Annotated in this window: 18 protein-coding genes and 1 pseudogene; 9 read left to right on the top strand and 10 right to left on the bottom strand. The window is 66.6% G+C overall.

The genetic code is table 11. From position 1 onward, the window contains the following. Positions 1-98 precede the first annotated feature (98 nt). The 6 genes from SB764_RS05745 (at position 99) to SB764_RS05720 (ending at position 6,478) form a co-directional block, all read left to right on the top strand. Entirely contained in the window at positions 99-830 is a 732-nt protein-coding gene (locus SB764_RS05745; RefSeq protein ID WP_065065339.1) for an AzlC family ABC transporter permease, read from the top strand. Further along, the gene (locus SB764_RS05740) at positions 823-1,122 is read left to right on the top strand and encodes an AzlD family protein (RefSeq protein ID WP_065065340.1); all 300 of its coding nucleotides are present in this window, start codon (positions 823-825) and stop codon (positions 1,120-1,122) included. Before SB764_RS05745 ends, SB764_RS05740 begins: the two co-directional genes overlap by 8 nt. Positions 1,123-1,313: 191 nt before the next feature. Next, positions 1,314-2,237, top strand: a complete 924-nt coding sequence (locus SB764_RS05735) for a LysR family transcriptional regulator (RefSeq protein WP_183713496.1) — start codon at positions 1,314-1,316, stop codon at positions 2,235-2,237. Between the two features lie 141 nt (positions 2,238-2,378). Further along, complete coding sequence (gene tcuA, locus SB764_RS05730) at positions 2,379-3,848, top strand: FAD-dependent tricarballylate dehydrogenase TcuA (protein WP_183713499.1); 1,470 nt, start codon at positions 2,379-2,381, stop codon at positions 3,846-3,848. Continuing rightward, positions 3,835-5,085 (top strand): tricarballylate utilization 4Fe-4S protein TcuB, encoded by a 1,251-nt coding sequence (gene tcuB, locus SB764_RS05725; protein WP_410862903.1) that lies wholly within the window; start codon positions 3,835-3,837, stop codon positions 5,083-5,085. The genes tcuA and tcuB overlap by 14 nt, the downstream gene beginning before the upstream one ends. Positions 5,086-5,167: 82 nt before the next feature. Then, the gene (locus SB764_RS05720) at positions 5,168-6,478 is read left to right on the top strand and encodes an MFS transporter (protein ID WP_074980961.1); all 1,311 of its coding nucleotides are present in this window, start codon (positions 5,168-5,170) and stop codon (positions 6,476-6,478) included. A gap of 22 nt (positions 6,479-6,500) precedes the next feature. Here SB764_RS05720 and SB764_RS05715 read toward each other — a convergent pair whose 3' ends face one another. The 5 genes from SB764_RS05715 to SB764_RS05695 are packed head-to-tail and all read right to left on the bottom strand — an operon-like array spanning position 6,501 to position 11,847. After that, positions 6,501-7,979: an efflux transporter outer membrane subunit gene (locus SB764_RS05715; RefSeq protein WP_410862901.1), complete on the bottom strand. Its 1,479-nt coding sequence runs from the start codon at positions 7,977-7,979 to the stop codon at positions 6,501-6,503. 7 nt (positions 7,980-7,986) lie between these two features. Further along, complete coding sequence (locus tag SB764_RS05710) at positions 7,987-9,129, bottom strand: ABC transporter permease (protein WP_065065346.1); 1,143 nt, start codon at positions 9,127-9,129, stop codon at positions 7,987-7,989. After that, complete coding sequence (locus SB764_RS05705) at positions 9,126-10,079, bottom strand: ABC transporter ATP-binding protein (RefSeq protein WP_065065357.1); 954 nt, start codon at positions 10,077-10,079, stop codon at positions 9,126-9,128. Before SB764_RS05705 ends, SB764_RS05710 begins: the two co-directional genes overlap by 4 nt. Before the next feature lie 26 nt (positions 10,080-10,105). Then, positions 10,106-11,110 (bottom strand): HlyD family secretion protein, encoded by a 1,005-nt coding sequence (locus tag SB764_RS05700; protein ID WP_065065347.1) that lies wholly within the window; start codon positions 11,108-11,110, stop codon positions 10,106-10,108. Continuing rightward, the gene (locus tag SB764_RS05695; protein WP_124260573.1) at positions 11,107-11,847 is read right to left on the bottom strand and encodes a TetR/AcrR family transcriptional regulator; all 741 of its coding nucleotides are present in this window, start codon (positions 11,845-11,847) and stop codon (positions 11,107-11,109) included. The genes SB764_RS05700 and SB764_RS05695 overlap by 4 nt, the downstream gene beginning before the upstream one ends. Positions 11,848-12,117: 270 nt before the next feature. On the opposite strand from SB764_RS05695, the gene SB764_RS05690 reads away from it, so the two are divergent. After that, complete coding sequence (locus tag SB764_RS05690; protein WP_065065349.1) at positions 12,118-12,720, top strand: response regulator transcription factor; 603 nt, start codon at positions 12,118-12,120, stop codon at positions 12,718-12,720. A gap of 214 nt (positions 12,721-12,934) precedes the next feature. Here the strand turns inward: SB764_RS05690 and acnA are convergent, their stop codons facing one another. The 5 genes from acnA to SB764_RS05665 form a co-directional block, all read right to left on the bottom strand. Next, the gene (acnA, locus tag SB764_RS05685; RefSeq protein ID WP_110325653.1) at positions 12,935-15,652 is read right to left on the bottom strand and encodes an aconitate hydratase AcnA; all 2,718 of its coding nucleotides are present in this window, start codon (positions 15,650-15,652) and stop codon (positions 12,935-12,937) included. An 87-nt stretch (positions 15,653-15,739) separates the two neighbouring features. Further along, entirely contained in the window at positions 15,740-17,194 is a 1,455-nt protein-coding gene (locus SB764_RS05680; RefSeq protein WP_321871492.1) for a bifunctional 2-methylcitrate dehydratase/aconitate hydratase, read from the bottom strand. Between the two features lie 19 nt (positions 17,195-17,213). Continuing rightward, a complete protein-coding gene (locus SB764_RS05675) occupies positions 17,214-17,750 on the bottom strand; it encodes a hypothetical protein (RefSeq protein WP_065065352.1) in 537 nt (178 codons plus the stop codon). A gap of 314 nt (positions 17,751-18,064) precedes the next feature. Then, positions 18,065-19,081, bottom strand: a complete 1,017-nt coding sequence (locus SB764_RS05670) for an HpcH/HpaI aldolase/citrate lyase family protein (protein WP_410862898.1) — start codon at positions 19,079-19,081, stop codon at positions 18,065-18,067. Positions 19,082-19,321: 240 nt separating this feature from the next. Next, complete coding sequence (locus SB764_RS05665) at positions 19,322-20,305, bottom strand: malate dehydrogenase (protein WP_065065354.1); 984 nt, start codon at positions 20,303-20,305, stop codon at positions 19,322-19,324. 554 nt (positions 20,306-20,859) lie between these two features. On the opposite strand from SB764_RS05665, the gene SB764_RS05660 reads away from it, so the two are divergent. Together SB764_RS05660 and SB764_RS05655 are read left to right on the top strand one after the other, a co-directional pair. Continuing rightward, entirely contained in the window at positions 20,860-21,663 is an 804-nt protein-coding gene (locus tag SB764_RS05660) for a GntR family transcriptional regulator (RefSeq protein ID WP_373681571.1), read from the top strand. A 148-nt stretch (positions 21,664-21,811) separates the two neighbouring features. Then, positions 21,812-21,880, top strand: a pseudogene (locus tag SB764_RS05655) (succinate dehydrogenase, cytochrome b556 subunit); the annotation flags it as partial.

The raw sequence follows: 21,880 nt of genomic DNA, 5'->3' as shown, positions 1-21,880 counted from the left end.
CCACACGCCGACCGCAGGAACGTTCAAGCCCGACGCCCGGTTGGCGCGGTAGGCTTCGTGCTCGTCGCTTGATTGAAGATCTGGTTGAAGGAAAGGTAATGAGCAGTTTGTATTCGCCCTCGATGGCGTCGCGCGGCTCGCAGGTCCGCGCCGAAATGGCCCGAGGGATGCGCGCCGCGCTGCCCGTCATGCTGGGTTTCGTGCCGTTCGCGCTGGTGCTGGGCGCGCAGGCCGCCCAGAAGGGCCTCAGCGTCCTCGAAGTGCCCATGATGACGGGGATGAACTTTGCGGGCGGCTCGGAGTTCACGGCCGTCCGTCTGTGGACCTCGCCGCCGCATATCGCGCTGATCGTCCTGATGTCGTTGCTCGTGAACGCGCGCCATATCCTGATGGGCGCCGCGCTCGCGCCTCGCCTGCGTCACGTGCCGCTGCCGCGCGCGCTGGCCGCGCTGTTCCTGATGTGCGACGAGAGCTGGGCGCTCGCGCTCGCCGACGCCAACGGGCGCAAGCAGGACTCGATCAGCCTCGCCTACTACCTCGGCGCGGCCGTCAACCTGTGGCTGACGTGGGTCGCTTTCACGGCGCTCGGGGCCGTGCTCGGACCGGTGCTCGGCGACGTCGAGCGCTATGGCTTCGACATGGCCTTCACGGCCGTTTTCCTCGTGCTGCTCAAGGGCATGTGGAAGGGCGCGCGGGCGTCGAGCCCGTGGTTCGTGAGCCTCGTGGTGGCGGGCGTCACGTACCGGCTCGTGCCGGGCGCGTGGTATGTCGCGGCGGGCGCGTGCGCCGGTCTGCTGGCGGCGGTTGCGATGGAGAAGCGCGATGCTTGACTGGACCACCGTACTTGTCATCGTGCTGATGGCGGCGTCGACCTACGCCACGCGCGTGGTTGGCTTCGTGGTGCTGCGTGACCGCACGCTGAGCCCGCGCATGCAGGCGATCATGCAGAACGTGCCGGGCTGCGTGCTGATCTCGGTGATCGCGCCCGCGTTCGTGTCGAGCCGTCCCGCCGATCTTCTCGGCCTCGCGGTCACGCTCGCCGCCGCCATGCGGCTTTCGCTGCTGCCGACTGTGGTGATCGGCGTAGTGGCGACGGGGCTGCTGCGGCACTTCGTCGGCTGAACGTGATGGGAGCGTCGGCGCGCTGAGCGCGTGCCGTCCTTGAATCCTTCGCCGTTCGAGCAAGATAGTTCGGATGCCAAATGATTACTGATGCGTACGCGTAGCAGCTTCGTTGCGCGTGGTGTTTGCGTTTTGTGGCGTCGCTATCGACAATAGCGTCTGTCGCCACCGGAGCCGCGAGCGGAGAGAACATGGAGCTACGCCAACTGCGCTATTTCGTCAGCGTGATCGAGCACGGCAGCATGGGCCGTGCGGCGCTCGAACTGGGGATGGTCACCTCGGCGCTGAGCCAGCAGATCAGCCGGCTCGAAAGCGAACTCTCGACGCGTCTCCTGCAGCGCACTTCGGGCGGCGTCGTGCCCACCGACGCGGGTCTCGCATTCTGGCGTCAGGCGCAGCTTGCGCTGCGTCACGTCGATGCCGCCGCGGCCGCCGCGCGCGAAAAGCGCCTCTCGGGGCAGGTGAGCGTGGGCCTCGCGCCCAGCACGAGCGGCGTGCTCGCGGTGCCGTTCATGCGTGCGATGCAGGAGCGTTATCCCGATGTGCGTCTGCGTATCGTCGAAAGTCTCTCGGGTTATCTTGGGTCGATGCTCGGCGCGCGGCAGATCGATCTCGCGGTGATTTTCCGCGAGGAGCCCGCGCAGCGCTGGAGCGTGATGCCGCTGCTCGACGAGCGTCTGTTCGTGATCGGCGCGAAGGATCTCGCGGGCATGCCGACGGGTTCGCGCGTCGCGCTCGCGAAGCTCGGCGACCTGCGGCTGATCTTGCCGAGCGGGTCGCATGGTTTGCGCAGTCTGCTCTCGAAGGCGTTCGAGCGCGCGCGCAGCGCGCCGAACGTGGTCGCGGAAGTCGACGGTCTCGCCGTGCTGATGGACGCCGTCTGCCACGGCCTCGCCGCGACGATCCAGCCTGGCGCCGCCCTCGCGCGCGTCGCGCCCGGCACGCTCGCGAGCGTGCGCGTTTCGGACCGCGACGCGCTGCGTCCCAATCTGCTCGTCAGTGTCTCCGACGACGAACTCTCGCCCGCCGCGCTCGCGGCCCGCGTCGTGCTCGCCGACGTTGCGCGCGAACTCGTGCAGGCCGGGCGCTGGCCCGGCGCCGCGTTGCGCGCATAACGTCGCGGTCGGGATTGCCGCAGCGCTTCGCCACAGCGCTTCGCCGCAACCCTTCACGAATCGTGAAGCCCTGTTGCCGTGCGCCTGCTGGCGCGCGCGGCGTGTGCCCTCTAGAGTGCGTCTCGAAGGAGACATACGAAGATGGCCGAAGTATTGAACGCGACCCACAGCGCGATCCCCACCGCGACCCCCGCCGATATCGTCGCCGACGTCCTCGTGATCGGCGGCGGCAATGCCGCGCTCTGCGCCGCCTTGATGGCGCGCGAAGCCGGCGCTTCGGTGCTGCTGCTCGAAAGCGCGCCGCGCGAATGGCGCGGCGGCAATTCGCAGCACACGCGCAATCTGCGCTGCATGCACGACGCGCCGCAAGACGTGCTCGTCGACGCCTATCCCGAGGAAGAATACTGGCAGGACCTGCTCAAGGTCACGGGCGGCATCACGAACGAGCCGCTCGCGCGCCTCGTGATCCGCGCGTCGTCGACGTGTCGTCCGTGGATGCGCAAGCATGGCGTGCATTTTCAGCCGCCGCTCTCGGGCGCGCTGCATGTGGCGCGCACCAACGCATTCTTCATGGGCGGCGGCAAGGCGCTCGTCAACGCGTATTACCGCAGCGCCGAAGCGCTCGGCGTGCAGATCCGCTATGAAACGCCCGTCGATCGCATCGAGATGGACGGCACGCGTTTCGTCGCGGCATACAGCGGCACGCAGCGTTTCGCGGCGCGCGCCTGCGTGCTCGCAGCGGGCGGCTTCGAATCGAACCGCGCGTGGCTGCGCGAAGCGTGGGGGCAAAACGAACGCGGCGAATGGCCCGCCGACAACTTCCTGATTCGCGGCACGCGCTTCAACGAAGGCGTGCTGCTCAAGCACATGATCGAGGCGGGCGCGGACGCGATCGGCGACCCGTCGCAATCGCATTGCGTGGCCATCGACGCACGCGCGCCGCTCTACGACGGCGGCATCTGCACGCGGATCGACTGCGTGTCGCTGGGCGTGGTCGTGAATCGCGACGCCGAACGCTTCTACGATGAAGGCGAGGACTTCTGGCCCAAGCGTTACGCGATCTGGGGACGTCTCGTCGCGCAGCAGCCGGACCAGATCGGCTATTCGATCATCGACTCGAAGGCCGTGGGCCGCTTCATGCCGCCGGTGTTTCCGGGCGTGCAGGCGAACACGCTGCCCGAACTCGCGCGCCAGCTCGGCTTGCCCGAGGCGCGCTTCGTCGAGACCGTGCAGCGCTATAACGCGGCGTGTCGCGTAGGCACGTTCGATCACACGACACTCGACGACTGTCACACCGAGCACTTGCAGCCGCCCAAGACGCACTGGGCGCTGCCGCTCGACGCGCCGCCGTTCTTTGGTTATGCGCTGCGGCCCGGCATCACGTTCACGTATCTCGGGCTCAAGGTGAACGCGCACGCGCAGGTGCACTTCGGCGGCGAGCCGAGCGCGAACCTCTATGTGGCGGGCGAAATGATGGCGGGCAACGTGCTCGGCAAGGGCTATACGGCGGGCGTGGGGATGTCGATCGGCACCGCGTTCGGGCGCATCGCGGGCACGCAGGCGGCGCGGGCCGCATTCGAATCGAAGGGAGCAGCACGTGCAGCAGCTTGAAGCATTGACGCGCGAGGCGCGCGAACTGGCCGCGTCCGGCGCGCGCGCCGACACGGCAACGAACGCAGGCGCGCCGCAACCGGCGCTGCGCGAACAGGCGATCCGCTTCGCGCCGCAAGCCATGACCGCGCACGAAAGCGAAGTCGCGCGGCAGATGCAGATCTGCAACGCGTGCCGCTATTGCGAGGGATTTTGCGCGGTCTTTCCGGCGATGACGAAGCGCCTCTCGTTCGCGAAAGCCGACGTCAACTATCTCGCCAATCTCTGCCACAACTGCGGTGCGTGTTATCACGCGTGCCAGTACGCGCCGCCGCACGAATTCGCGGTGAACGTGCCGAAGGCGATGGCGCAGGTGCGCATGGACACTTACACGGAATATGCGTGGCCGCGCGCGTTCGGCGCGCTCTACAAGCGCAACGGTTTAACGGTCGCGTTCGCGCTGGCGCTCGGCCTCGCGCTGTTCATCGCGCTGGGCGCGGTGCTCGGCGGTCCCGCAGTCGGACGCCCATTCAACAGCGCGATTCCCGGCGCCAACTTCTACGCGATCTTTCCGCACAACGTGCTCGCGACGCTGTTCGGCGCGGTGTTTCTGTTCGCGATGCTCGCGCTGGGCGTCGGCGTCACGCGTTTTCTGCGCGACGTCTCGACCGGCGACGCCACGCCGGGCGCACTCGTCGAAGCGGCGCACGATGCGCTCACGCTCAAGTATCTCGACGGCGGCCACGGCGAAGGCTGCAACGAAGCCGACGACCGCTTCACGCTCGCGCGCCGCCGCTTCCATCATCTGACGTTCTACGGCTTCATGCTGTGCTTTGCGGCCACGGCGGTCGCCACGCTCTATCACTACGCGTTCGGGCTGGAAGCGCCGTATCCGTTGCTGAGCGCGCCGGTGCTGCTCGGCACGGTGGGCGGCGTGAGTCTGCTGGCGGGCGCATCGGGATTGCTGTGGCTGAATCTGCATCGCGATCCGGCGCGCACGGACTTGCGTCAGCGTCCGATGGACCGCGCGTTCATCGCCCTGCTGATCATGACGAGCGCAAGCGGACTCGCGCTGCTTGCCTGGCGCGACACCGCCGCGATGGCCGGGCTGCTGGTCGTGCATCTGGGCGCGGTGATGGCGCTGTTCGCGACCATGCCCTACGGCAAGTTCGCGCACGGCATTTTTCGCAGCGCGGCGCTCGTGAAAGCGGCCATCGAAAGGCGTACGGCGAAGGCGCCTGCCACGGCATCGGACTGACGCGAGCCCCCGAAAAACAAGCAGCACAAGCAAAACCCGCAGCACCCGCAGCACCCCACAAAACCACAAGGAGACACGCATCGTGACCCCGTCCACCGTCGCCGGGACGCGCCCGGCCCGCACGCGCGCATCGACGGCTGCCGCCGTGCTGCGCGTGACGAGCGGCAACTTCCTCGAGCAATTCGACTTCTTTCTGTTCGGCTTTTACGCGACCTCGATCTCACGCGTGTTCTTTCCCGCCGACAGCGAGTTCGCCTCGCTGATGCTCACGTTCGCGGTATTCGGCGCGGGCTTTCTGATGCGGCCGCTCGGGGCGATTTTTCTTGGCGCGTATATCGACAAAGTGGGCCGCCGACGCGGCCTGATCGTCACGCTCGCGATCATGGCGAGCGGCACGATTCTGATCGCGGCGGTGCCGGGCTACGCGGCCATCGGCGTGGCCGCGCCGTTGCTCGTGTTGCTCGGGCGCTTGCTGCAGGGCTTTTCCGCGGGCGCGGAACTGGGCGGCGTCTCGGTCTATCTCGCCGAACTCGCGACGCCGGGCACCAAAGGCTTCTACACGAGCTGGCAGTCGGCGAGTCAGCAGGTGGCGATCGTCGTGGCGGCGGCGCTCGGTTATGCGCTCAACTCGTGGCTCAGCGCGAGCGCGATTGCCGCGTGGGGCTGGCGCATTCCGTTCCTGATCGGCTGCGCGATCGTGCCGTTCCTGTTTCTGCTGCGCCGCACGCTCGCGGAAACCGAGGCGTTCGCGGCGCGCACGCATCATCCGCGCGCGCGTGAAGTGTTCGCGCTGCTGCTCGCCAACTGGCGCATCGTGATCGCGGGCATGCTGCTCGTCGCGATGACGACCACGACGTTCTATCTGATCACCGTCTATACGCCGACGTTCGGCAAGACCGTGCTCAAGCTCACGACCGCCGAGAGCCTGATCGTGACGCTGTGCGTGGGCGTCTCGAACTTCTTCTGGCTGCCGGTGGGCGGCGCGATTTCCGATCGCATCGGCCGCAAGCCGATTCTCATCGGCATCACCGTGCTCGCGTTGCTCACGGCGTATCCGGCGCTGTCCTGGCTGGTGGCGAGCGCGAGCTTCGCGCGCATGCTCGCGGTGCTGCTGTGGTTCTCGTTTTTCTTCGGCATGTACAACGGTGCGATGGTCGCGGCGCTCACGGAAGTGATGCCCGCGCAGGTGCGGGTCGCGGGTTTCTCGCTGGCGTTCAGCCTCGCGACGGCGCTGTTCGGCGGCTTCACGCCGGCGGTCTCGACGTGGCTGATTCAGGTCACGCACGACAAGGCCGCGCCCGGTTACTGGCTGTGTTTCGCGGCGGCGTGCGGGCTGGGCGCGACGCTGGCGCTGTACCGGCGCGGCGCGCCGCTCGCGGTCGCACAATCGTAGATATTGATCGCGACGACGGGCGTTATGGCGCGGCGTCGCCAGGCAGCGCCGCGCCGCCGAGCGATTGATAGAGCGCGGCGGTATCCGCGAGACGCGTGGCCTGCGCGCGCGTGCGGTCGAGCGCGGTTTGCAGCGCCTGGCGCTGCGCATCGACGAGATCGAACTCGCTCACGCCGCCCGCCGCATATCTGGCGCGCGCGATATCGGCGCTCGCCTGCGCCTCGCGCGCGGCCGTGTCGCGCGCCTGCAGTTCGAGCGCGTCGTCCTGCAGCGCGTGCAGCGTATCGGCGACCTGTTGCAGCGCCAGCAGCACGGTTTGCCGATAATCGGCGAAAGCCGCGTCGTAAGCCGCTTGCGACGCGCGCCGCTTCGCGCGCAACTCGCCGCCGTGAAAAATCGGTTGCGTGAGACCGAGCCCGACGTTCCAGATGTTCAGCCCGCCGATCACATCGGCGACGCGCGTGCGCTCCGAACCCACGCTCGCCGAGAGCGAAATCTGCGGAAAGAGATTCGCCGTCGCCACGCCGATATTCGCGCTCGCCTGATGCAGCAGCGCCTCCGACGCGCGGATGTCGGGCCGTTCGCGCGCGAGCGTGGCGGGCAGCGTGAGCGCGACGGTGTCGGGCAGATGCAGCGCGTCGAGCGTGAGCGCATCGCGTGCTTGCACGTAGGCGTCGCTCGACGGCGGCGCGCCCAGCAGGATCGCCAGTTGATGATCGGTCTGCGCGAGTTGCGTCGTGAGCGGCGGCAGCGTGGCGCGCGTTTGCGCGAGCAGCGTGCGCTGGCTGTGCACGTCGAGGCGCGCGACGCCGCCCGCCGCGAGCCGCGCTTCGATGATCGCGAGCTGACGCGTTTGCGCGTCGATCAGTTGCTGCGTCGTGTCGATCTGACTACGCAGCGACGCGCGCCGCAGCGCGGCAGCGACGACGTTGCCCGCCACGCTCAGCTGCGCCGCTTGCAGTTCGTATTCCTGATAATTCACTTGCGCGAGCGTGGCTTCGAGCGCGCGCCGGTTAGCGCCGAAAATATCGAACACATAGGAGATGCTGACCGACGCATCGTAGAGCGTGAACGGGCCCGGATTCGGCACCTGCGTGATGCCGAACGCGGCCAGGTCGATCTTCTGACGCGTGCCGCTCAGCTTGGCGTCGATGGAAGGAAACAGCGTCGCGCCCGCTTGCGCGTTGTAGTTCTCGCGCGCTTCGACGAGCTTCGCGCGCGCCGATTCGAGCGTGGGACTCGCGCGCAGCGCTTCGTCGACGAGCGCGTCGAGCGCGGGACTGCCGAACTGCGTCCACCAGGCGCGCGGCGCGTGATCGGCGCTCGCGAAGGTTTGCGGCGCGCCGCCCGTGCCCGGCGCGGAGGCGGTGGCGGAGGGCAACGCCTCGCGCGTGTAGGTCGGTGTATCGGGCGCGGCGGGCGCGTGAAAATCGGGACCGACGGAGCACGCCGCGAGCACGAAACTCGACGCGAGGACAAGAGAGCGGGCGGGCGTCGTCATCGTCGTCTCAGTCGAGCGTGCGCCGGTAGAAGCGCACGGCGATCGCCATCACGATCGCCGTGAAGACCGCGAGCGGCCACACCGACGGCCACAGATCGGCCCAGCCGTTGCCCTTGAGCAGAATGCCGCGCACGAGGCGGTTGAAGTAGGTGAGCGGCAGCACGCCGCCGATCCACTGCGCCCAGCGCGGCATGCCCGCGAACGGGAACATGAAGCCGGACAGCAGCAGGCTCGGCAGAAAATAGAACACCGTGAGCTGCATGGCCTGCAACTGGTTCTGCGCGAGCGAGGAGAGCGTGATGCCCACCGTGAGATTGGCGGCGATGAACAGCAGCGCCGAAAGATACAGCGCGACGAGACTGCCCGCGAACGGCACATGAAACACGTAGCGCGCGGCCAGCACGATGATACTCGCCTGCACCAGCCCGATCGCCACGTAAGGCACGATCTTGCCCGTCATCACTTCGATGGGCAGCACGGGCGTCGCGAGCAGATTCTCCATGGTGCCGCGCTCGCGCTCGCGCGTGATGGCGAGGCCGGTCATCATCACCATCGTCATCGTGAGGATCACGCCCATCAGGCCGGGCACGACGTTGTACTGCGTGATGCCCTCGGGGTTGTAAAGGCGGTGGATCCGCACGTCGAAGGCGGCGGGCGTGCCGTTCAGGCGCGCGAGCGGTCCCGTGAGATCCTTCGCGGCGGCGGGCGCGACGAGGCCCGGCAGCGCCGCGAGCGCGGTGGTGATGGCGGTGGGGTCGGCGGCGTCGGCTTCGACGAGCAGCGCGGGGCGCTCGCCGCGCAGCAGACGCCGCGAGAAGTCGACGGGAACGCTCAGCACGAACTGCACGCTGCCGCGCGCGAGCGCGTGTTGCGCGGCGGCTTCGTCGGGCAGCGTTTCGATCACGTCGAAATAGGCCGAGTTCTTCATGCCCGCGACGAAGCTGCGCGCGAACGGACTGTCGTCGTGGATCACGATGGCCGTGGGCAGATGCTTGGGGTCGGTGTTGATCGCATAGCCGAACAGCGTCAACTGGATGATCGGCAGGCCGACGATCATCGCGAAAGTCACGCGGTCGCGCTTGAGTTGCAGAAACTCCTTGAGCACGATGCTCCACCAGCGCGAGACGGAGAACGCGGGCGCGAACTTCATGTCGCGCCTCCATAGTTATCCTGAGCGTGGCTCATCATGTAGATGAAGACGTCTTCGAGTCCCGTGTCGATGCGCTCCGCGCGCAGCGGCTTGCCCGCGGCGGCGTGCTTGACGGCGTGTTCGATGGCGGCGGCGAGCGCGGCGTGGTCGCGCCCGCTCGCATGCAGCGACGAGCCGAACACCACCGTCTGATCGACGCCGGGTTGCGCGCGCAATTGCGTGGAGAGTTCGCTGAGCTTGTCGCCGTGAATCGCCCAGGTTTCGAGGTTCTGCGAAGCGATCACCTCGGCGGCCGTGCCTTGCGCGAGCAGCTTGCCGTAGGCGATATAGGCGAGCTTGTGGCAGCGCTCGGCCTCGTCCATGTAGTGCGTGCTCACGAGCACGGAGATGCCGCGCGCGGCGAGTCGATGCAATTCTTCCCAGAAGTCGCGGCGCGCGGTGGGATCGACGCCTGCCGTGGGTTCGTCGAGCAGCAGCAGTTGCGGTTCGTGCAGCATGCACGCCGCGAGCGCGAGACGCTGTTTCCATCCGCCCGAGAGCGCGCCGGTGAGCTGGCTCGCGCGGCTGGCGAGGCCGAGCGATTCGAGCGCGCGGTCGACGGTCTCGCGACGGTTCGGCATCTGATAGATGCGCGCGACGAAGTCGAGATTTTCGCGGATCGTGAGGTCGTCCCAGTACGAAAAGCGTTGCGTCATATAGCCGACGCGCCGCTTGATCTGCGCGCTCTCGCGCACGATGTCGTAGCCGAGGCAGGTGCCTTCGCCCGAGTCGGGCGTGAGCAGACCGCACATGAGGCGGATCGAGGTGGTTTTGCCGCTGCCGTTCGGCCCCAGAAAGCCGAAGATCTCGCCGGGCGCGACGCGCAGCGAGACGTCGTTGACCACGTGCTTGTCGCCGAAGCGCTTGTTCAGATGGCGCACGTCGATCGCGTAGCGGGCCGGGTCGCTCATCGCCGCCTCATTGCTGCTCATTCTGTTCATTGGAGCCGCACTTCCACCGGCTGGCCCGGATGGAGCTTCGGCGCGTCGGCGGCGCTCGGGCGTGCCTCGATCATGTACACGAGCTTGCTGCGGCTCTCGTTGCTGTAGATGACGGGCGGCGTGTACTCGGCGGCGTTCGAGACATAGCTGAGCGTGGCGGGCACGTCGGCCGCGCAGCCGTCGCAATGCACGAGTATCTTGCGGCCCGGCGCGAGCGCGCCGACCGCGCTTTCCGGCACGAAAAAGCGCAGCTTCACGTTTTGCGGCGGCAGCATCTGCACGACCGGACTGCCCGCCTGCACCCATTCGCCGACACGATAGAGCGTGTCGTAGACGAGCCCGTCGCGCGGCGCGGCCACGCGCTTCTGGTCGAGCTTCCACTGCGCCTGCGCGAGCGTGGCTTGCGCGGCCTTGACGTCGGCGGCCTGTGCGGCGATCTGCGCCGTGCGGCCGGGCAGGTTGGCGACGCGCACCTGATTGCGCAGCTCGCGCACCTGCGCGGCGGTGCTGGCGGCCTGCGCGCGCGAGTCGTCGAGCTGCGCCTGGGCGATGCCGCCCGCGCGCCACTGCGCCTCGTCGCGCGTGAGCTGGAGCGCGGCTTTGTGCGCGTTGGCTTCGGCCTGCGCGAGCTGCGCTTCGGTCACGCGCACTTCGGGCGGGCGCTTGCCCGTTTGCAGATCGGCGAACTGCGCCTGCGCCGCTACGAGCCGGTGACGCGCCTCGTCGAGCGCGGCGGTTTCGCTGACGGATTCGAGCGCGAATACCGGCGCGGCGGCGGCGACCTGCTGGCCGCGCCGGACGTCGAGTTCCGTGAGCGTGCCGGCTTGCGACGAGGCGAGATAGACGTACTCGCCTTCGACATAACCCTGATAGACCGGCGCTTCGTGGCGCGAGCAGGCGGGCAGCGCAGCGACCGCAACGAGAGTGAGGGCGACGGCCGCGGCGCGCGCTGCCCGGCGATGGGCTGCCCGGCGATGGGCGATGGCGATGCGCGGGCTCATGAGCGTGCTCCCGGCGCGCGGCGTGAGCGCGCGCGCGTGCTCGTGCGGGTGGCGGCTTCGGGGCCGCCGTGTTCGAGGTTCGCGCCGTCGGCCGCCAGCGCGCCTGCGCCTTCCGGCATGCGCATCGCGCCCGCGAGCAGCGCGGTGACGTGACGGCGCAGCGCCTCGCGCTCGACTTTCGGCAGGCCGCGCGTGCTTTGCCAGAGCTTCGAAGTCGCGAGCGGAAGCATGACGAGCGCGAGGATCGACATGAACAGCAGTGGCGCTTCGAGGCCAGGATTCACGGCGCCCGCCTGCTGCGCCGCGCCGATCTGCGCGGTGAAGCGCTGCAACTGCTCGATGGGCAGGCGTTTGAGCATGCGCTCGCGCAGCAGGCCGCCTTCGTTGACGATCTCGCGCAGCCAGAGCGGCGGCAGCCACGGCAGTTGCGCGGTGACCTCGAATAGCCGTTCGACGAGCGCCTGCACGAGCGCCTGCGGATGGGCGGGGCGTTCTCCGCCTCCGCTGATTCCGCTGATCTCGCCGACTTCGCTGGCCTCGCCGCCCCACACGTAAGCGATGGCGGGCGCGATGCGCTCGTCGACCACGGCGTCGAGCAGCTTTTCGCGATTGGTGAAGTAGTAATGCACCATGGCCGACGTGACGCCGGCGGCTGCGGCGATCTGCGTCATGGTGGTGGTGGCGATGCCCTGGTCGGCGAACAGTTGCGTGGCGCCGGCCAGCAGGCGCTCGCGCATATGCAGGTCGGGATCATGGCGACGCCGGCCGCGTGGTTTCACGGCGGCCCGGCTGGGCGATGCGGCGGTGACGGCACGCGTCTTCATCTTTTCAGTCTAATTCACGCATTAGTTAAATCCAATGCGTTAGCGCAAGGGGTTAACCCGTTTATCGAATTGGGCGCCCTTTCGGAACTTTCCTATACAAAAAGAAGAGGGTGTCGTTCAGTCTGTGGGTTTGTGCCGCAAGGTACGCCCGGTTCACGCCCCAAAAAGAAAATGGAACAACAAATGAAGCGCATCGTGGTCATCGACGATCATCCAATCGTCCTCAAGATGCTCGCCAACGTGCTGAACACCGAATACGCGCTCGTGGGCGAATGCGGTGACGGCGAAGAGGGCCTCCATCTCGTCCAGACGCTGCAACCCGACCTGGTGATCCTCGACCTCGAATTGCCGAAGCTCGACGGGCTGTCGGTCATTCGCGGCATCCGCGCGAAGCAGGCCGCCACGCGCATCATCGTGCTGTCGGCCAAGCCGGAGCAGGTCATGGCGAACCACACGCGCATCGCGGGCGCGAACGGCTATGTGAGCAAGAGCCGGGGCGTGGAAGAGCTGTGCGGCGTGGTCAAGGCAGTGCTGCTCGGTTACGACTGCTTCCCGGCGGGCAGTTGCGGCGGCGGCCGCGACGTCGCGCTCAACGGGCTGTCGCCGCGCGAGGTCGAGGTGCTGCAATATCTCGCGCGCGGCATGAGCAACAAGGGCGTCGCGGCGCGGCTCGGTCTGTCGGATAAAACCGTGAGCACCTACAAGACGCGCGTGCTCGACAAGCTGGGCGTGTCGTCGCTGGCGGCGCTGATCGAGTTTGCTACGTTGAACAAACTGATCGATTGAGTCGCTGTGCGCGTTCAGGCGCATGGCGGGCAAAGTGCGTCGCGTGTGGCGCGCTTTTTTATTGGCCGCGCGAAGCCGGTCCGGAACCCGGTCCGGAACACCACGCAGCGCAAATACAGCCGAAAAAAAAGCCCGACTCGCGTCGGGCTCCAAGTGTAACCGCACCCGTTGCCGGGCGCGGTACCTGCAAAAACTGCGATGCGTCGCGGCCTGCTTACGCGGCCAGCAGCGAGCGCAGCACGAACGGCAGGATACCGCCGTGCTTGTAGTAGTCGACTTCGATCGGCGTGTCGATACGCAGCAGCACTTGTACGCGTTCGTCCTTGCCGTCCTTGCGATGGATCACGAGCGTCAGGTCTTGCTGCGGCTTGAAGTCGTCGGTGAGACCTTCGATGTCGAACGTTTCCTCGCCGGTCAGGCCGAGCGTTTGCACGCTGTCCGCGCCCTTGAACTGCAGCGGCAGCACGCCCATGCCCACGAGGTTCGAGCGGTGGATACGCTCGAAGCTGCGTGCGACCACGGCCTTCACGCCCAGCAACTGCGTGCCCTTGGCCGCCCAGTCGCGCGACGAGCCCGTGCCGTACTCTTCGCCCGCGAACACCATCGTGGGCGTGCCGGCGTCGATGTACTTCATGGCGGCGTCGTAGATCGACAGCTGTTCGCCGCTCGGCTGATGAATGGTCAGACCGCCTTCCACGCGCGTGCCGTCGGCCTTCGCCGGGATCATCAGGTTCTTGATCCGCACGTTCGCGAAGGTGCCGCGCATCATCACGTCGTGGTTGCCGCGGCGCGAGCCGTAGCTGTTGAAATCGGCCTTCTGCACGCCGTTTTCCTTGAGCCACTTGCCGGCGGGCGAGTCTTCCTTGATCGAACCGGCCGGGCTGATGTGGTCGGTCGTGACCGAGTCACCGAAAATGCCCAGCGCGCGCGCGCCCTTGACTTCGGCGACCGTCGACGACGGTGTCATCGAGAAGTCCGAACCGAAGAACGGCGGCTCGGCGATATAGGTCGACTTCGGCCAGTCGTAGACCTGACCTTCCTCGCCCTCGATCTTGCTCCACAGGTCGCCCTTCTTCGTGAGCTGCGCGTAGTTCTTCTGATAGACGTCGGCGTCCATCGCGAACTTGAGCAGCGCGTTGACTTCCTCGCTCGTCGGCCAGATGTCGCCGAGATAGATATCGCGGCCGCCCTTGCCCTTGCCGACCGGTTCCGTCATCAGGTCGCGCGTGATCGTGCCCGCGATCGCGTACGCGACCACCAGCGGCGGCGAGGCCAGGAAGTTCGCGCGGATGTTCGGGTGAATCCGCGCTTCGAAGTTGCGGTTGCCCGAGAGCACCGCCGCCGCGACCACGTCGTTCTTGACGATCGACTCGTTCAGTTCCGGCGTGAGGTCGCCCGCGTTGCCGATACAGGTCGTGCAGCCGTAAGCCGCGAGTTCGAAGCCGAGCTTCGAGAGGAACGGCAGCAGGCCCGTCTTCGTCAGGTATTCGGTGACGATGCGCGATCCCGGCGCGAGCGAGGTCTTGATGTGCGGCGCGACCGTCAGGCCCGCTTCCACGGCCTTCTTCGCGAGCAGGCCGGCCGCGAGCAGCACGCTCGGGTTCGACGTGTTCGTGCACGACGTGATCGCGGCGATCAGCACGTCGCCGTTATGCAGCTTGACCTTCTCGCCCGCCGAGTATTCGGCGGCGAGGTCGGCGGACTTCTTGTTGAAGCCGTTTTCGGCGACCGGCTTCGAGAACAGGTCGCTGAAGGTCGACTTCACGTTGCCGATTTCGATGCGGTCCTGCGGGCGCTTCGGACCGGCCAGCGACGGCGCCACCGTGCCGAGGTCGAGCGTGAGCGTCTTGGTGTAGTCGATGTCGCCGGCCTTCGGGACACCGTACAGTTCCTGCGCCTTGAAGTAGTTCTCGAACGCCGAGATTTCGGCTTCGGTGCGGCCCGTGCCCTTGAAGTAGTCGATGGTCTTGTCGTCGACGGGGAAGAAGCCCATGGTCGCGCCGTATTCCGGCGCCATGTTGCCGATGGTCGCGCGGTCCGGCAGCGAGAGCGACGCCGTGCCTTCGCCGAAGAACTCGACGAACTTGCCGACGACCTTCTCCTTGCGCAGCATTTCGGTGATCGTCAGCACGAGGTCGGTGGCCGTGCAGCCTTCGCGCAGCTTGCCCTTCAGTTCCACGCCCACCACGTCGGGCGTGAGGAAGTAGACCGGCTGGCCGAGCATGCCGGCTTCCGCTTCGATGCCGCCCACGCCCCAGCCCACCACGCCGATGCCGTTGATCATCGTGGTGTGCGAGTCGGTGCCCACGAGCGTGTCCGGGTAGTAGACCGTGTCGCCGCCGTCGGCCTTCTTGTGCACGCCGCGCGCGAGGTATTCGAGGTTCACCTGGTGAACGATGCCGATGCCGGGCGGCACGACCTTGAACGTGTCGAACGCCTGCATGCCCCACTTCATGAACTGGTAGCGCTCGTTATTGCGCTGGAATTCCAGCTTCATGTTCAGGTCGAGCGCGTCTTTCTGGCGGAAGTAGTCGATCTGCACCGAGTGGTCGACGACGAGGTCGACCGGCACCAGCGGCTCGATGACCTTCGGGTCCTTGCCGACCTGTTTGGCGACGCCGCGCATGGCCGCGATGTCGGCGAGCAGCGGCACGCCGGTAAAGTCCTGCAGCACGACGCGGGCGACGACGAACGGGATTTCATCGACGCGCGCAGCCGTGGGCTTCCAGTTCGCGAGCTGCTCGATGTGCTCTTCCGCGATCTTCTTGCCGTCGTAGTTGCGCAGCACGGACTCAAGCACGAGACGGATCGACACCGGCAGGCGGTCGATCTTCACGCCGAGCTGCTTGCCGAGTTGCGGCAGCGAGTAGAACTTGCCTTTGCCGGAACCGCTGTCGAATTCCTTTAGCGTTTTGTGGAGGTTGTGGGCCATGGTATTTTCCTTCGTTTAATCGCGGAAATAACGCTTACTGCACGTTTGCTGCGGGTACTTACAGGTACAAGACTGATCGGATCACGCTCATGTCACATACAAGTCGACGTACTCGTGCACGGGCATGGCCTCGAGCCGTGCCGCATCCAGCGAGACATCGAGAATCGCCTGCTGCTGCTTCGCGGCGAAGCGCCGCGCGAGGTTGGTCCTGAACTTTTCGATCAGCAGCGGGATGCCGGCTTCGCGGCGTCGCTTGTGGCCGATCGGATACTCCACCACGATTTCGTCGAGCGTCGTGCCGTCGTTCAGCTCGACGGTCAGCGCATTCGCGATCGAACGCTTGTCGGGATCGTGATAATCGCCCGTGAACTGCGGATCTTCGACGCAGACGATCTTCGCGCGCAGGGCGTCGATGCGCGGGTCGCGCGCGACATCGTCTTCGTAATCGGCGGCCGTCAGTCGTCCGAAAAGGATCGGCACGGCCACCATGTACTGGATGCAATGATCGCGGTCCGCCGGATTCGCCAGCGGGCCGGTTTTGTCGATAATGCGGATCGCCGCTTGGTGCGTGCGGATCGTGATGCGCGCGATGTCTTCGGCGCTCTTGCCGCGCTGAACGAGCAGGGCGTGCAGCGTCATGGCCGCTTCGGCGGCGGTCTGTGCGTGGAATTCGGCGGGAAACGCGATCTTGAACAGCACGTTCTCCATCACGTACGTGCCGTAGGGGCGCTGGAACGCGAAGGGGCGGCCCTTGAACGAGACGTCGTAGAAGCCCCACGTTTTCGCCGTGAGCGCCGAGGGATAGCCCATTTCGCCGGTCTTCGCGATCAGCGCGAGGTGCACGCCGCGCGCGGTGGCGTCGCCGGCGGCCCACGACTTGCGCGAGCCGGTGTTGGGCGCGTGGCGATAGGTGCGAAGCGCCTGGCCGTCGACCATCGCCAGCGACACGGCGTTGATGAGTTCGTCGCGCGTGAGCCCGAGCAGCTGGCCGACCACGGCGGTCGAGGCGAGCTTGACGAGCAGCACATGGTCGAGACCGACCTGGTTGAACGCGTTTTCCAGCGCGATGCAGCCCTGGATTTCGTGCGCCTTCACCATGCCTTCAAGCACGTGCTGCATGGTGAGCGGCGGTTTGCCCGCGGCGACAGCCGTGCGCGAGAGCCAGTCGGCGGTCGCGAGTATGCCGCCCAGGTTGTCCGACGGATGGCCCCATTCGGCGGCGAGCCAGGTGTCGTTGAAGTCGAGCCAGCGGATCATGGCGCCGATGTTGAAGGCGGCCTGAACCGGGTCGAGCTGGAATGCGGTGCCCGGCACCTTCGCGCCGTGCGGGACGATCGTGCCCGGCACGATGGGCCCGAGCAGCTTGGTGCAGGCGGGATAGGAGAGCGCCTCGAGTCCGCAGCCGAGGGTGTCCAGCAGGCAGTAGCGCGCCGTCGTCAGCGCGGTGGCGCTGTCGCCGGGCAAGCCGTTCAGGACGTAGTCGACGATATCGACGAGGACCTGATCCGGCTGTGGCCTGACATGGGGATTCGGCGCGGACATCGAGGCGTCCCGGCCGTTCTTACTGGCCCGAAGCGGCGCTCGCGCCCGCAGCCGGAGCGGCGTTGCGGTTCAGCGCGTTAGCCTGGGTCGGCGCCGGTGCGCCTTGCTGCATGGCCGTCGTCTTGCACTCGTCGGCCAGACGCGAGCTGTCCTTGTCCGAGAACAGCATGGCCTTCGTCGGGATCACGACCAGGTCGAGGCCGGTGGCGGCATCGTGGAAGCGGTCGGCGCCCGTCGTCGTCGTTTGACGCGGCAGGTTGTAGTTCTTGTTCGCCCAGTGAACCGTGACGATCTGGTCACGCGCCATGTCGCCCTTCAGGTCGAACTGCATGCCTTCCGCGCAGTTCCAGTGTTCCGAGCCTTCCGGGATCGGATCGACCTTCGCTTCCTTGGCCGGATTGGCCTTGCGCTTGATGATGCGATGCTTCGGAGCCGGCTTCTTCGGCGTAGCCTTCTTGGCCGTGGTCGACGAGGTTTGTGCGGCGGCGTCGGTCGCAGCCAGCATCATCGTCGAGGACAGCGCGCCGATAACGGCAGCGATCAGCAATTTCTTCATGGAGTCAGACCTTTATCTCTCAAATCGGTTGAACAGTGCGCGGCTGCGCCTTGCAGCCGCCGGATGCACTGCGCGCGCCCCGAAAGCACGCAGCGAACGCTATTTTCACCTATTTATCGGTACGAACTGCAGATTTTGCGGTCTGTTGCAAATTGCCTTGCCGTGGCTCTTGTCAGGCTTCCGTCGACTGTGTTGCTCATCGCAAAGCATCTCCTCGATGACTCACTGGGCGGCACGGCGTGCAAGAGGCGTGCGCGGCCGCCGAAAACGTTTTCAGGCCCCAAGCCTGACCTTAACCCGAGCCCGGGCCGCGCTCACGACGCGGCGGCCTGCGCCAGCTCGCCCGGCGCGAACAGCGGCGCGGCGTCCTGCGGTACGGCGCGGCCCGTCGCGCGCGCGCGGCGCAGCACGGACCAGTAATAGCGGTAGCTCGCGCGGTCGTGCAAGGTGTCGCCGTGACGCGTCGGACCCCACTGCGCGCTCTGCGCGGCGAGCAGGATCTCGGCCGCGGTGGCGATTTCCTCGTCGCGCGGCGCGAAGGCCGCCACGATGGCCGGAATCTGCGCGGGATGAATGCTCCACATGCGCGTGTAGCCGAATTCGTTGCGCGCGCGACGAGCGTCGTTGGCGACGACCTCCATATCGCGCACTTCCGTGCTGACATTGTGTGACGCAGCCTTGCCGAACGCGTGGCAGGCCGCCGAAATTTCGAGCTTCGCGCGCCGCACGAGCGGGTGATCGAACTGGCCGGGCGAGCGCATGGCGGTGTCGGGGATCGCGCCGTCGTGCGCGGAGACGAAGTCCATCAGACCGAAGCTCAGCGACTGCACGCCGCGCAGCGCCGCGAGATCGAACACGCGCGCGAGCGCGCCATGCGTTTCGATCAGCAACTGCACGGGAATCGGCTGGTCGATGCCCATCTCGACGCGCGTGGCTTCGATGAACGCCGTCATTTCCGCCGCGTCGCCCACAGCGCGGACCTTCGGCAGCATGATGAACGCCGGCGCCCGGCGGGCGGCGCGCAGGATCAGGCGGACGTCGTCGCGCCAATGCGGATGGTGGAAGTCGTGGATGCGCACCCCGACGCGCCCGAAGCGGTCGTGTTCGCTGCCGAGGAACGAGGCGACGAGTTCGGCGTGTTCGGCCTCGCGGCCCACCTGGGCGCCGTCTTCGCAGTCGAGCGTGATGTCGAATACCGGGCCGAGCTGCTGCTGCAGCGCGAGCGATTTCAGCATCAGCTTCTCGCTGCCGGCGTAGTGGTCGCACGCGGGCAGGATGGTCGGCGGCGCTTCGCCGTCAAACAGCACTTCGGCGGGTGTGATGGCGCGCATCTTCGGCGGCGGGTGTCGAATATTGGAGGGGGAACCGGATTCGGATGCGTCCTGCGAAACTTGAGGCAAGGCGCGTGCGGATCTGGGGCGCGAGGCGGGCGGGGTACGGGTGCGCGGCGGCGTGCACCGCATGCGACCCGCGACGAACCGCGCCGCGCTCACGCTCGCGCGCCATGTGGCATGGCGCGCGCGAGGCCGGTGCCCGCCGCGTGGCGACGGGAGGCCGGCCGGTCTGCCCGATTACTTGAGCAGGTGAGCGACGCCTTCGCGCTCTTCGAGCAGCTCGTTGAGCGTGCCGTCCATCTTTTCGCGCGAGAACGCGTCGATTTCGAGGCCTTCGACGCGCTTGTACTCGCCGTTTTCGCAGGTGACGGGCACGCCGTAGATGATGTCTTCGGGGATGCCGTACGAGCCGTCCGACGGGATGCCCATCGTGACCCACTTGCCGTTCGTGCCGAGGACCCAGTCACGCACGTGGTCGATCGCCGCGTTGGCAGCCGAAGCCGCCGACGACAGGCCGCGCGCTTCGATGATCGCTGCGCCGCGCTTGCCGACCGTCGGGATGAACGTGTCGCGGTTCCACACGTCGTCGTTGATCAGCTTCGTCAGCGACTCGCCTTCGGCGGTTGCGACGCGGAAGTCGGGGTACATCGTCGGCGAGTGGTTGCCCCACACGGCGAGCTTTTCGATCGACGCGACCGGCTTGCCCGACTTGGCGGCCAGTTGCGACAGCGCGCGGTTGTGGTCCAGACGCAGCATGGCCGTGAAGTTCTTCTTCGGCAGATCCGGCGCCGACTTCATGGCGATGTACGCATTCGTGTTGGCCGGGTTGCCGACGACCAGCACCTTCACGTCGCGGCTGGCGACGTCGTTCAGCGCCTTGCCCTGAACCGTGAAGATTTCGGCGTTGGCCGACAGCAGATCCTTACGCTCCATGCCCTTCGAGCGCGGACGTGCGCCCACGAGCAGCGCGACGTCGGCGTCCTTGAACGCGACCTTCGGATCGTCCGTGATGACCACGCCCGCGAGCAGCGGGAATGCGCAGTCGTCGAGTTCCATCACGACGCCCTTGACGGCGGCTTGTGCCTGCGGCAGGTCGAGCAGTTGCAGGATGACGGGCTGGTCCTTGCCGAGCAGGTCGCCGTTCGCGATGCGGAACAGCAGGGAATATGCGATCTGACCTGCGGCGCCGGTGACGGCAACGCGCTTTGCGGGCTTAGCCATTGAAAATCTCCAGGAAGATGCGTTAGACGCCAGGGTAAAACGCCATTCTATATGCGCGTTACGCGAAGCGTTCAGGAATCAGGCGGTCCTTTTGCCGAACGCACGCGCGCGGCGGATGCAAGCGGGTTGCAAGCGCCGCGCCGCACGCCGGGAGGCGGGGCCGCGGACCGTTACCGGTGCGACAATGCTCAAGGGAATGACGGGGACACCCTGGACAGGGACGCCTGACGCTGGCCGCTTCGCGTGTGCCGGCTCCTGCCACAGCTCGCTTCGGAAGGTCCGCGGGCGCGGCGCGGGCGCTATTGAATCAGGCAGCGGCGCGGGCGGGGCGGATCGAAACCTCTACTGCATGAAGGAACAGCATGTGCAAGGCGGCCCGCGGCGCAGTTGGCCACGAGGTGGATGCTGCCGGCGGCTCCCATGAGTCGCCCGCAAACCCTTGCTCGATCGGCAGTGTAGGAGCCGTAAGGGCCAAAGTCAACAGTATCTTATGTCTTATATAAGACATATCTATTGAAGCGAAAGGGTAGATTTCCGGGGGGCTTTATGTTGAAATGCGCGCCATGAGTGCGAACCCGGTCAGCAACGCGAATTCCACCGCTCCAGAGAGCGGCCCTTCGGCGTCTGCGCCCGCTTCGCCGTCCCCGACCTTCAGTCCGCTTTATCAGCAGATCAAAGGGCTCATTACCCAGAGCCTCGAGTCCGGCGAATGGAAGCCCGGCGAAATCATCCCTAGCGAAGTCGAACTGGCCGCCCGTTACAAGGTGAGCCAGGGGACCGTACGCAAGGCGATCGACGAACTGGCCGCCGACAACCTGCTGGTGCGCCGCCAGGGCAAAGGCACGTTTGTTGCGACGCACAACGAAGATCGCGCCCAGTTTCGCTTTCTCAGATTGCTGGCCGATGACGGCGCCGAACATCCGCACATCAGCAGGCTGCTGGAGTGCCGGCGGCTGCGCGCGTCGGCCGAGATCGCCCGCCAGCTGGACCTCAAGCCCGCCGACCCGGTGGTGCTGATCAAGCGCCTGCTGCAGTTCGACGGCGAAAACACCGTGCTCGACGAAATCTGGCTGCCCGGCGGCGTGTTCCGCGGTCTGACGGCCGAGCGCCTCGCCGAGTATAAAGGACCGCTCTACGCCATGTTCGAAGCGGACTTCGGCACGCGCATGATTCGGGCAACTGAGAAGATCCGCGCGGTGGGCGCCGAGCCTGCGGTGGCCGATCTGCTCAATGTTCCGGCAGGTTTTCCTTTGCTATCGGTTGATCGGGTGTCCTATACCTATGGGGACCGGCCAGTCGAAGTGCGCCGCGGTTGGTATGTCACAACCGGGTACTACTATCACAATGATTTGAGTTGAAAGGATGCCCGCGCACCGGTGCGGGCGGCCTTCCCCACGTGCCTGCGTTCGCGCGCAACTGCGGTTTCCGAAGGCGGATTTCGCTGCAGCGCGAAATGAAAAGGCGGTAAAATTGCGTATTAGTGTTAACACATAGTAGGGGTCTAGCATGGCAGAAGCCGCAAAAAAACCGAGGCCGGAATACCGGAACATCGGGATTGGGCAGATATTGTTCGCA

The sequence above is a fragment of the Paraburkholderia sp. SIMBA_027 genome, assembly GCF_046535315.1.
GTDB lineage: Bacteria > Pseudomonadota > Gammaproteobacteria > Burkholderiales > Burkholderiaceae > Paraburkholderia > Paraburkholderia tropica.
The sequence above is the reverse complement of the archived record's forward strand: the minus strand, read 5'-3'. Positions and strand labels throughout refer to the sequence as shown.

Bases quoted from the DNA above. Each gene is read 5' to 3' on its own strand.
- SB764_RS05710 (WP_065065346.1), bottom strand. From the start codon at position 9,129: ATGAAGTTCGCGCCCGCGTTCTCCGTCTCGCGCTGGTGGAGCATCGTG.
- SB764_RS05660 (WP_373681571.1), top strand. From the start codon at position 20,860: ATGCGCGCCATGAGTGCGAACCCGGTCAGCAACGCGAATTCCACCGCT.
- SB764_RS05680 (WP_321871492.1), bottom strand. From the start codon at position 17,194: ATGTCCGCGCCGAATCCCCATGTCAGGCCACAGCCGGATCAGGTCCTC.
- SB764_RS05735 (WP_183713496.1), top strand. From the start codon at position 1,314: ATGGAGCTACGCCAACTGCGCTATTTCGTCAGCGTGATCGAGCACGGC.
- tcuA (WP_183713499.1), top strand. From the start codon at position 2,379: ATGGCCGAAGTATTGAACGCGACCCACAGCGCGATCCCCACCGCGACC.
- SB764_RS05745 (WP_065065339.1), top strand. From the start codon at position 99: ATGAGCAGTTTGTATTCGCCCTCGATGGCGTCGCGCGGCTCGCAGGTC.
- SB764_RS05740 (WP_065065340.1), top strand. From the start codon at position 823: ATGCTTGACTGGACCACCGTACTTGTCATCGTGCTGATGGCGGCGTCG.
- acnA (WP_110325653.1), bottom strand. From the start codon at position 15,652: ATGGCCCACAACCTCCACAAAACGCTAAAGGAATTCGACAGCGGTTCC.
- SB764_RS05670 (WP_410862898.1), bottom strand. From the start codon at position 19,081: ATGCGCGCCATCACACCCGCCGAAGTGCTGTTTGACGGCGAAGCGCCG.
- SB764_RS05690 (WP_065065349.1), top strand. From the start codon at position 12,118: ATGAAGCGCATCGTGGTCATCGACGATCATCCAATCGTCCTCAAGATG.
- SB764_RS05695 (WP_124260573.1), bottom strand. From the start codon at position 11,847: ATGCGCGAGCGCCTGCTGGCCGGCGCCACGCAACTGTTCGCCGACCAG.
- SB764_RS05700 (WP_065065347.1), bottom strand. From the start codon at position 11,110: ATGAGCCCGCGCATCGCCATCGCCCATCGCCGGGCAGCCCATCGCCGG.
- SB764_RS05715 (WP_410862901.1), bottom strand. From the start codon at position 7,979: ATGACGACGCCCGCCCGCTCTCTTGTCCTCGCGTCGAGTTTCGTGCTC.
- SB764_RS05705 (WP_065065357.1), bottom strand. From the start codon at position 10,079: ATGAGCGACCCGGCCCGCTACGCGATCGACGTGCGCCATCTGAACAAG.
- SB764_RS05675 (WP_065065352.1), bottom strand. From the start codon at position 17,750: ATGAAGAAATTGCTGATCGCTGCCGTTATCGGCGCGCTGTCCTCGACG.
- SB764_RS05665 (WP_065065354.1), bottom strand. From the start codon at position 20,305: ATGGCTAAGCCCGCAAAGCGCGTTGCCGTCACCGGCGCCGCAGGTCAG.